Here is a 10,276-nt window from a genome sequence, read left to right on the forward strand (position 1 = left end):
AATAAGATGGCTAAGATTAATCAGGCAATAATTATTCAGATCCTTACAGCTATCGGCAATGCGGGTAATGTGGCTCAATGTGGTAATTGTATGACCCGCCTGCGACTGACACTGCATGATAATACTAAGGTGGATAAAGCCGCACTGAAACAGCTCCCCAGTGTGTTAGGTATTATTGAAAGCGATGACCAGTTGCAGATTGTCCTTGGACCGGGAAAAGCCCAGGCTGCGGCTGAAATAATGAGTCAATTGCTGGATTCTTCTGCTCATGCAGAACAACCGGCACAAAGCGGTACTGATTTAACCAATATAGCCTCCGCCAATAAAAAGCAGCTTAAAGAGAAACAGGTCAGTGCAGTACATAAATTTCTAACGAAATTCGCTACTATTTTTACACCGCTGATCCCCGGCTTTATTGCCGTTGGTCTACTGCTGGGCTTCGCCACTTTACTTGAACAGATCGCCATTCAGGGCGTTGCACACCCTAATGCTGTATTGGTTGAAGTCATTGGTTATATGAAAGTATTCAGTAAAGGAATGTTCAGCTTTTTAAGTATCTTGATTGGTTATAACGCGCAAAAAGCCTTTGGTGGATCAGGTATAAACGGCGCAATTATCGCCTCGCTGTTTGTGCTGGGTTATAACCCGGATGCCACCAGCGGTGTCTACTCCGGTATCTCCACTTTCTTTGGTTACAGTATCGATCCACGCGGCAATATTATCGGCGTTATTATCGCCGCTATTCTGGGAGCATGGGTAGAACGACAGGTTCGTAAGATCATTCCGGACAATCTGGATATGATCCTCACTTCAGCGATTACCCTGCTGATCATGGGAGCAATCACCTTTATTATTATCATGCCGTTGGGAAGCTATCTGTTTAGCAGCATGTCATGGCTATTCCTTAATCTTAACGGCAATCCTTTTGGTACGGCGATATTGGCAGGGCTGTTTCTGCTCGCCGTTATGTTTGGTGTACATCAGGGGTTTGTTCCGGTCTATTTCGCATTGATGGACGCACAAGGCTTTAACTCTCTGTTCCCAATCCTCGCTATGGCTGGAGGCGGGCAAGTTGGTGCAGCACTGGCGCTGTATGTCAAAGCGAATAAAGACTCTCTGCTGCGTACTCAGATAAAAGGCGCCATTATTCCAGGCTTTCTCGGTATCGGTGAACCTTTGATTTACGGGGTAACCTTGCCACGAATAAAACCCTTTATCACCGCCTGTCTGGGCGGGGCCGCCGGGGGGTTCTTTATCGGTCTGGTAGCTTATTTAGGTTTACCTGTTGGATTGAATACGGTTTTCGGTCCATCAGGATTAATCGCACTGCCACTGATGACCTCAAACAACGGTATTTTTATTGGGATGGCAGTTTACGCAGCGGGGCTGATGGTTGCTTATATCAGCGGTTTTGTCCTGACTCTGCTATTCGGCAATAAAAATGTCGATTTGACTTGATAACCAAAATGAAATTAATGAATTAAACTATCCAACCCAAATTAATGGCACACAGGTTGCCGTTAATATTCCCATTATGATATTGAAAATAAACCAGGCATTGCGACTACGGAGCAGCGTTCCAATCAACGAACCAAAACCAGCCCAAACGATACTACTCAAAAAACTTATCAATATCGTTGCGATACTAATAATGATGATGGAATAGAGATACTGTTCACCTGCAATACTGTAGCTGCCAACCGATCCTAATCCCATCAGCCAGGCCTTCGGATTCAGGAACTGTAGTAACCAGCCCTGGTACCAGCGCACTGGCTTTATGACAGCACTGCCTTTAGTATCCAGACGCCGATAACTGGCCGTTGCCGTTTTCCATGCTAACCACAGTAAATAGAGACTACCCGCTATTTTCATTATCGTGTGAATAGTAGGATAAACCAGCAGTAATGCCGCCACACCGAAAGCGGACAGATATAAAATCGTCTGCATTCCCAGAAGAATGCCAAATATCAATCCCAAAGAACGGATAAACCCAAAGTTAGCGCCAGATGAGGTCAGTAACATATTGTTTGGACCCGGTGTAATGGCAGAAATAAACAAAAAAGTTGTTAATGAAAAAATCAGGCTTGCTGTCATGAATCGTTTCCTTTCATCCTGAACAATGATGTTTCCCTTTCACAGAAAATATCAGTATGTTATTAACCATACAATATAACTAATCAATTTAACTCGAAATCATTATGACTGATATCTTTCGTCCTCTAACCGGAGCCAGTAATCCGCATTTGCAGACACTACTCCCACGTCTGGTGCGGCGGTATCCTGAATTGCAACCCTATTGGCAACGACTTGATTTACCGGATAACGATTTTGTTGACCTGGCATGGAGTGAAGATCCAGCAGCCGCAGCACATAAGCCACGGCTGATCCTGTTTCATGGTCTGGAAGGCAGTTTCCACAGCCCTTATGCCCACGGTTTACTTCATATCTGTCAGAAGAAAGGCTGGCTTGGCGTTGTCATGCATTTCCGTGGATGCAGTGGTGAACCAAACCGCCAAAAACGTCTCTATCATTCTGGCGAAACAGGCGATGCCCGTTATTTTCTGAACTGGTTAAAACAGACTTACGGTGATGTACCCACCTCAGCCGTGGGTTATTCCGTCGGCGGTAATATGCTGGCCTGCTATCTGGCAGAAGAAAAAACACAGGCCCAAGTCAATGCGGCGGTCATTGTTTCCGCCCCTTTGATGTTAGCAGCCTGTTCCCACCGGATAGAAAAAGGATTTTCTCAGGTTTATGAGCGCTATCTGCTTAATAATCTGAAACGTAATGCGACCCGCAAATTGCTACGCTACCCGGGTTCGCTACCTATCAATCTGTCTCAGGTGAAGAGATTGAAACACATTCGGGAATTTGATGAAATTGTGACCGCAAAAATCCACTGTTTTAAAGATGCAGCGGACTACTACCGCCAGTGCAGCGCTCTGCCACGCCTGCCTGATATTACCGTGCCACTGTTGATTATTCATGCCAAAGACGATCCCTTTATGGCACCGGAAGTCATTCCTGATCTCAACACGTTACCCAAAAATATTGAATACCAATTGACAGAACATGGTGGACATGTCGGCTTTGTCAGTGGTTCACTGAAGAAACCACAAATGTGGCTGGAACAACGTATTCCAGGCTGGCTGTCATCTTATCTGGAGCAACAACAATGATTATTCCATGGCAACAACTGGAGCCAGAAACTCTGCTAAATTTGATAGAGAGCTTTATCCTGCGGGAAGGCACTGACTACGGTGAACATGAAAAATCCCTTGAGCAGAAAGTCGCTGACATACGTCGTCAGTTGGAACGGGGGGATGTTATTCTGGTGTGGTCTGAACTGCATGAGAGCATCAATATTATGCCAAAAGAAATGTTCCATTCTTAACATTATGGAGTTTACTGCTTATGTCCGCCAAACATCCGATTATTGCGATTACCGGCTCCAGCGGTGCCGGAACAACAACAACCAGTTTAGCTTTTCGTAAGATTTTCCAGCAACTTAACATCAGCGCAGCACAGATAGAGGGGGACAGTTTCCACCGTTATACCCGTCCTGAAATGGACGCGGCAATCCGTAAAGCCAAGGAACAAGGCAGACATATCAGTTATTTTGGGCCAGAAGCCAATGATTTTGGCATGCTGGAGAAAACCATGATTGACTATGGTGAGACCGGTGAAGGCCGTTGCCGTAAGTACCTTCACACCTATGATGACGCGGTGCCTTACAACCAGCTCCCCGGTACATTTACTCCGTGGGAAGCCTTACCAAAGCAGACCGATGTACTGTTTTATGAAGGCCTGCATGGTGGCGTAGTCACACCGCAACATAATGTTGCCAGTCATGTCGATCTGCTGGTGGGGGTGGTGCCGATTGTCAACCTTGAATGGATACAGAAACTTATCCGCGATACCGGAGAACGGGGACACTCACAGGAAGCGGTGATGGATTCCGTTGTTCGTTCGATGGATGATTATATTAACTACATTACCCCCCAATTTTCCCGGACACATATAAATTTCCAGCGCGTCCCGACTGTTGATACGTCCAATCCATTTTCAGCCAAAGCCATTCCATCCCTGGATGAAAGTTTTATCGTCATCCGTTTCCGTGATCTGACTCAAATTGATTTCCCGTATTTGTTATCCATGTTACAGGGCTCATTCGTTTCAAGTATTAATACCATCGTGGTTCCCGGTGGAAAAATGGGACTGGCAATGGAATTAATTATGACGCCATTGGTACAACGATTACTGGAAGGGGAAAAAATTTGTTGATCAAAACCTGGGATAAATCTAGAAAACCCAGCGTTTGAATCCACTTCTTAATTTATTCAGTTAGAAAAGCAGGTAACTGATATTAGTTACCTGTCGTTATTTTTAATCAGGAAATAATATCTTAATCTGTCTCTTTAATTTCAAAGCTGTGGGTAAGTTCAACTGATTTACCCAGCATCAACGAAACAGAACAATATTTCTCTGCGGAAAGCGTGACGGCACGTTCAACCGCTTTCTCTGTTAAATCCCTGCCGGTAACAATAAAATGCAGATTAATAGAAGTAAACAAGCGTGGTGCCTCTTCACGACGGCGGGAAGTTAATTTCACTTCACAATTTCTTATGTCATATCTGCCTTTCTGCAAAATAGAAATAACATCAATCGTGCTGCAACCGCCAACTGCCATTAATACCATTTCCATTGGGCTTGGTGCCTTATCACCGGCATTTCCATCCATCATTATCTGATGACCCGAAGACGATTCCCCCAAAAGAGACAACCCTTCAACCCATTTTACCCGCGCTTGCATAAGTACCTCTTAAGTCATTTTTTGCATCAAAGCCTACTCTTTCAGTATTAAACTGGCAATCTAATGAGCGGTTTATTATGCTGAAACAATACAAGACAAGACAGAAACCTTTTCCTGTGTTAAAAACAGAAGCAGGTCCGGGTATATGTGGGTTAAGATCAATACTCAGGTTGCAAATTTCAGATAACCTATATAAAACCCTCACCTGTCGGTTTTTCAGCAAACTAATATGTTAAGCTAGTGTCTTTATAAGCCAGCCTGACGAGAAACTTTTAGGTTCTCGTGTTATTTAGGCAGCGATAACAACAGAGGATGAAGCGAATGGTTCTCGGCAAGCCACAAACAGACCCCACTCTTGAATGGTTTTTGTCACACTGCCATATTCATAAATATCCATCCAAAAGCACGCTTATTCATCAAGGCGAAAAAGCAGAGACGCTTTACTACATCGTAAAAGGTTCTGTTGCGGTTTTGATTAAAGATGAAGAAGGCAAAGAGATGATCCTCTCCTATTTAAACCAGGGAGATTTCATTGGCGAACTTGGATTATTTGAAGAAGGACAAGAGCGTACAGCCTGGGTACGGGCCAAAAGTGCCTGTGAAGTAGCGGAAATTTCCTATAAAAAATTCCGTCAACTGATTCAGGTAAACCCGGATATTTTAATGCGTTTATCTGCCCAAATGGCAAGCCGTTTGCAAACAACTTCTGAGAAAGTCGGTAACCTGGCTTTCCTGGATGTGACCGGCCGGATTGCTCAGACTTTACTGAATCTGGCGAAACAACCCGATGCAATGACTCACCCGGACGGGATGCAAATCAAAATCACTCGTCAGGAAATTGGTCAGATTGTTGGCTGTTCCCGTGAAACGGTTGGCCGTATTCTAAAAATGCTGGAAGATCAAAACCTGATCTCCGCACACGGCAAAACAATTGTTGTTTACGGTACACGTTAATTCCTGATTAATCAGCGCATGATATTGCGCTGATTTTTCTCACTCTTATTTACACCAACTGGCTAATTGCCTTATCCAGCCGTTCCATCCCCTGGGCTATCTCCTCTTCACTGATAATCAGCGAAGGCGTGAAACGCAGTACATCACTACCGGCACTCAATAACATCAAACCATTTTCAGCCGCCAGTTGCAGGATCTCTTTAGATTTTCCCTGATACTGCGCTTTTAGTTCCGCACCAATCAGCAATCCCTTGCCACGGATTTCACCAAATATCGAATATTTCTGATTGATATCGTTCAGAAAATTCACAATCAAATGATGACGTTTTTCAACACCCTCCAAGACCTCTGGCGTATTGATAATGTCAAAAGCGGCATTTGCAACCGCGCAAGCCAGCGGATTACCACCATAAGTTGTGCCGTGAGTTCCCGGCACCATCGCCGAAGCGATATTCGCCGTAGTCAGCATAGCGCTAACAGGGAAACCACTTCCCAATGCTTTCGCTGTGGTGATAATGTCCGGCACAACATCATAATACATATAAGAAAATAACTTACCGGTACGGCCCATCCCACTTTGTACTTCATCAAATACCAGCAGTACCTGATACTTATCGCAAAGCTCACGCAACCCATGAATAAATGCGGGTGTCGCCGGCGTGACTCCCCCTTCACCCTGAACAAGTTCTAATACAACAGCGCAAGTATGATCATCCATGACCGCCTTTACTGCATCTAAGTCATTAAAAGGCACATGAATAATATCTGCGGGTTTTGGCCCAAAACCATCAGCGTATTTTGGTTGACCACCAACAGAAACAGTAAACAGAGTACGACCATGAAAACCCTGATGGAATGCGATGATTTTGGTTTTATATGGATGGTAACGAGTAATGGCATAGTGACGCGCTAGCTTAAATGCGGCTTCATTCGCTTCCGCTCCGGAATTGGCAAAAAATACCCGCTCCGCAAAAGTTGCATCAATCAGTTTCTGCGCGAGTATCAAAGCCGGTTCACTGGTGAAAATATTACTGATATGCCAAAGTTTCTCCCCTTGCTGCTTTAAAACATCCACTAACGCAGGGTGACAATGCCCCAAAGCCATAACAGCAATACCACCGGCAAAATCAATATATTCTTTCCCTTGCTGATCCCATACACGACTACCTTGCCCTTTCACCGGTATAAACTGTGCCGGTGAATAAATTGGCAACATGACTTGATCGTATGTATTTCTGTTTACTGCGGCATGCTCCATCATTTTCCCACCCGTTTTTTATATATCGTCATTCAAAAATGAAATTATAATCATTAAATATGCATAAAAAATCAAAGATGGGCAAATGAAAAAGATGAATAAATGAAGAAATTATGGGTATCGGGTTAATATCTAAGAAAGTTACTCAGTAGCTGGTGCCCTTGTTCACTGAGAATACTTTCAGGATGGAACTGCACACCTTCCAAGGGCAAAGTACGATGACGAATTCCCATAATCTCATCGACATTGCCGTTATGCTGACTCCATGCAGTGACTTCAAAAGCGGCGGGTAAAGTCTCTGCGGCAATCACCAATGAATGGTAACGGGTAACCGTTAATGGCCGATTTAGCCCTTTGAACACACCTTGCTGATTATGATGAATGGCAGAAGTTTTCCCATGCATCACTTCCCTGGCTTTTACTACACTGGCACCAAATGCCTGCCCAATTGCCTGATGCCCAAGACAGACACCAAGAATCGGCAATTTATCCGAAAAATGAGAAATCGCAGCCAAAGAAATTCCTGCTTCATTTGGAGTACAAGGGCCTGGGGAAATAACCAGATGTGTAGGCGCCAATCGCTCAATATCTTCAAGCAGTAATTCGTCATTGCGCTTGACTAAAACATCCGTTCCCAATTCACAAAAATATTGATATAAGTTATATGTAAAAGAATCATAGTTATCTATTATTAATAACATAGGAGTCTATCCTACCCATTTTTATCGCTGTATTTGTTGTCCTGCCAATCCTGCAACTTGTTTTATCATGAACAACATGATTTCAGGTAAAACGGCCTAACGACAACGGGGCGGCTATCATAGCACATAAGCACTTGTAGCATAGTGTAACAAAATCAATGACTACTTTTTCCTCAATCAACTTACTCTCATACCTTTACAAAACATAGGCTCTATGACGGTTGATTCAACAAACGCCGTTGATATTGGCTCTCCATATTTTTCTTTCTGTGTTTCTCTTACTGGCTCAGGCTCTGAAACTGCCCTTACACTCGAAAAAGCGGTACCTCTGGGCGCGAAATTTCGTGCCTCCGCCGCTCTTAAGGCAGCCTCATAAACAGGATCTTTAGCGCCAACCGGTTATTTTAGCTAGAAAAAAGGCTTTATTTATGATCTGATAATTGTCGCCAAACAAAATACCGAGATCAGAGAATAAAGCCGATGACAATTATCCCCACAAAACTTCAGTTAATGCAATTCTTCAGTCACACTTTTCTTGAAAAAACCGCCCGCCGATGTGGCTTTATGGAACGACTCAGAAATATTGGGCCACAGTCTCTGGTTCTCAGTCTGATAGCCGCACTGAGTTAGCCGGGGTTTTTCCCTGTCGCTTCAGCCCATTGAAGGCGGCGGTTGAGTGCCATATGACTCTGTCTTTGTTCAGCCAATCGCCAATCGCCATGACGGTGACCGCAGACACGGCCTCCGAGCGGGCTTATTTGCCTGCCCCTCACACCTTACGCAATAAATTGCTGCTGGCGGATGCCGGTTACGTGGATTTCGGGTACTTCGAACAACTTTCCCTGTCCGGGGGTTCATTTATCGTTCGGGGAAGCCAATCGCTTAATCCCCTGATTGTCAGCGCCCGAAATGGACAGGGGCGACAATTACCGACACTGGCGGGCAAAAAACTCCGGGAGATTAGTCGCAAAAACAACCGTGCTGAAGTGCTGGATCTCACCTGTCGGCGTGGCCGATTCGAATGTCGGGTCATCCGGCGTTGGTTTGCGCAGGAAAAACGCTTTTGTTTTTGGCTCACCAATCTGCCGCCTTCCCACTTTACCGCCGATGACATCATGGCGGTCTATCGCTGTCGCTGGCAGGTCGAACTGCTGTTTAAGGAACTAAAATCCCACACCAATTGGACAGGCTTTGCAACCGGCCAGAAAGCGATAGCAGAAGGGCTCATCTGGGCAAGTCTGCTGGCGTTGATAGTCCGGCACAGTCTGGCGAGGCAGTTTTTGCCTTCAGTTTCCTTTCTCAAGGCCGCCAAAAATGTTGATGTCTGGTTGTTGCCGATATTGGGCGCGATTATTCATCATGCCTGGTCGGAAATAGAATCCCATCTGGATTGGGCCCTGAAATATCTTTCCAAAAATGCGTTGAAGTTGCCCCAAAGAAAATCCAATAAAAATAATGGGTTGGAGGGTATTTCCGAGAGGCTTAATACTTAAGGTTCAGTGTATGTGGTGGTATAAGAGGAAAAGTATCTCTTCCGATTAGAGAAGGAAAAGATCGTCTTATTGCAGTGCTAATAAAATGGATTTTTTACGGTAGTAATAAATAGATAGAATGAAATCATGTTTGAAGTTAGATTGTTTCTTTAGGGCGACAGATAATACGTCTATTATAGTTTGAAATTTGAAATCAATATTAATTATGTTCAGGGATTGGTACTTTTTTGATTACTTATTGATTATGAGATTTAGTAGTAATTCGATTTAACCGATTTTCTACGAAGTTCAGTAAATAGTTAAAATTGATATTTGTTCATTAAGACAATAATTGGTTTATTATAAGATTATAACTTTTGTTTTTTTATAAATCGTGATTTTGTTTCCGCAAACAACTCACCTAATCGCGTTCCCCATGCTCTTAAGGTGTCATTTTGCTCCCTATAAATAAGAACAAAAATGCCGATTTTTAATATCGGCATTTTGCTGTATGAAGAGAAGATTAATTTAATGCTTTAACGCTTCAATTTTATCCCGGCTCAGTCCGGTACTGGTGACAATAATATCCAGGCTGACGCCATGCCGTAATAAGGCTTGAGCCGTTTCCACTTTACCTTCCTCTCGGCCTTGCTCAATACCTCGCTCAAGCCCTTTTTGTTCAAGCTGTTCTGCAATAGTCATCAACATCGTTTCATGCTCCGGAGATTGTTCAATCAGTTGATGGACAAATTGGGAGAGATCCAGCGTATGTCCATTCAGTAAAATATAGCGTAACACCACATTGCGCTGCTCGGCTGTATTATACCCTGCATTCAAGAGTTCCACCAATTGGGGGACCCATTCCAGCATATCCCGGCAGCGGATGTGTTTTTGCACCAGCTCCATCAGGGCAACGCCTTTATGTGTCAGGATTTCTTCATCGCTGAGCACACTGACGTCCACCAACGGAAACGCCTGGCGGTATAAGCGAGCAGCCTGTTCAGGAAGCGTAAAACAATCCAGCCACCGGTTTGTATAAGGATACGGCCGAACCTCTCCATGATAAAACAGCAGAGGC

The 10,276-nt window shown here is 44.2% G+C and carries 10 protein-coding genes and 1 pseudogene; 6 read left to right on the top strand and 5 right to left on the bottom strand.

Going from position 1 to position 10,276, the window contains the following annotated elements; all coding sequences use genetic code 11:
* The first annotated feature begins 6 nt into the window (after window positions 1–6).
* Window positions 7–1,458, top strand: a complete 1,452-nt coding sequence (gene murP / locus ACGF63_RS19705; RefSeq protein WP_387632772.1) for a PTS N-acetylmuramic acid transporter subunit IIBC — start codon at window positions 7–9, stop codon at window positions 1,456–1,458.
* A gap of 27 nt (window positions 1,459–1,485) precedes the next feature.
* Here the strand turns inward: murP and ACGF63_RS19710 are convergent, their stop codons facing one another.
* Entirely contained in the window at window positions 1,486–2,094 is a 609-nt protein-coding gene (locus tag ACGF63_RS19710) for a LysE family translocator (protein ID WP_036845940.1), read from the bottom strand.
* A 104-nt stretch (window positions 2,095–2,198) separates the two neighbouring features.
* Between ACGF63_RS19710 and ACGF63_RS19715 the strand changes: the two genes are divergently transcribed.
* Genes ACGF63_RS19715 through ACGF63_RS19725 form a run of 3 tightly spaced genes read left to right on the top strand, consistent with a single transcriptional unit; the run spans window position 2,199 to window position 4,284 of the window.
* The gene (locus tag ACGF63_RS19715; RefSeq protein WP_132356121.1) at window positions 2,199–3,179 is read left to right on the top strand and encodes a hydrolase; all 981 of its coding nucleotides are present in this window, start codon (window positions 2,199–2,201) and stop codon (window positions 3,177–3,179) included.
* Window positions 3,176–3,394, top strand: coding sequence for a YheU family protein (locus ACGF63_RS19720; RefSeq protein WP_036845946.1), 219 nt, complete (start codon window positions 3,176–3,178; stop codon window positions 3,392–3,394). Before ACGF63_RS19715 ends, ACGF63_RS19720 begins: the two co-directional genes overlap by 4 nt.
* Before the next feature lie 20 nt (window positions 3,395–3,414).
* The gene (locus tag ACGF63_RS19725; RefSeq protein ID WP_036845952.1) at window positions 3,415–4,284 is read left to right on the top strand and encodes a phosphoribulokinase; all 870 of its coding nucleotides are present in this window, start codon (window positions 3,415–3,417) and stop codon (window positions 4,282–4,284) included.
* Window positions 4,285–4,405: 121 nt separating this feature from the next.
* Here ACGF63_RS19725 and ACGF63_RS19730 read toward each other — a convergent pair whose 3' ends face one another.
* Window positions 4,406–4,813, bottom strand: a complete 408-nt coding sequence (locus tag ACGF63_RS19730; protein WP_036845953.1) for an OsmC family protein — start codon at window positions 4,811–4,813, stop codon at window positions 4,406–4,408.
* Window positions 4,814–5,134: 321 nt separating this feature from the next.
* Here ACGF63_RS19730 and crp point away from each other — a divergent pair, with 321 nt between their 5' ends.
* Window positions 5,135–5,767: a cAMP-activated global transcriptional regulator CRP gene (gene crp, locus ACGF63_RS19735; RefSeq protein WP_004240730.1), complete on the top strand. Its 633-nt coding sequence runs from the start codon at window positions 5,135–5,137 to the stop codon at window positions 5,765–5,767.
* A 49-nt stretch (window positions 5,768–5,816) separates the two neighbouring features.
* Here crp and ACGF63_RS19740 read toward each other — a convergent pair whose 3' ends face one another.
* Both ACGF63_RS19740 and ACGF63_RS19745 read right to left on the bottom strand, forming a co-directional pair.
* Entirely contained in the window at window positions 5,817–7,028 is a 1,212-nt protein-coding gene (locus tag ACGF63_RS19740; RefSeq protein ID WP_387632776.1) for an aspartate aminotransferase family protein, read from the bottom strand.
* A 122-nt stretch (window positions 7,029–7,150) separates the two neighbouring features.
* The gene (locus ACGF63_RS19745; RefSeq protein ID WP_152963702.1) at window positions 7,151–7,726 is read right to left on the bottom strand and encodes an aminodeoxychorismate synthase component II; all 576 of its coding nucleotides are present in this window, start codon (window positions 7,724–7,726) and stop codon (window positions 7,151–7,153) included.
* Between the two features lie 599 nt (window positions 7,727–8,325).
* On the opposite strand from ACGF63_RS19745, the pseudogene ACGF63_RS19750 reads away from it, so the two are divergent.
* A pseudogene (locus ACGF63_RS19750) lies at window positions 8,326–9,219 on the top strand (IS4 family transposase); the annotation flags it as partial.
* A gap of 507 nt (window positions 9,220–9,726) precedes the next feature.
* On the opposite strand, the gene ACGF63_RS19755 reads toward ACGF63_RS19750, so the two are convergent.
* Window positions 9,727–10,276: Rpn family recombination-promoting nuclease/putative transposase (locus tag ACGF63_RS19755; RefSeq protein ID WP_387632777.1), on the bottom strand; the 550-nt coding region annotated here is incomplete at its 5' end.

Source organism: Photorhabdus sp. RM322S (assembly GCF_042879395.1).
In the GTDB taxonomy this organism is placed as follows: Bacteria; Pseudomonadota; Gammaproteobacteria; order Enterobacterales; family Enterobacteriaceae; genus Photorhabdus; species Photorhabdus khanii.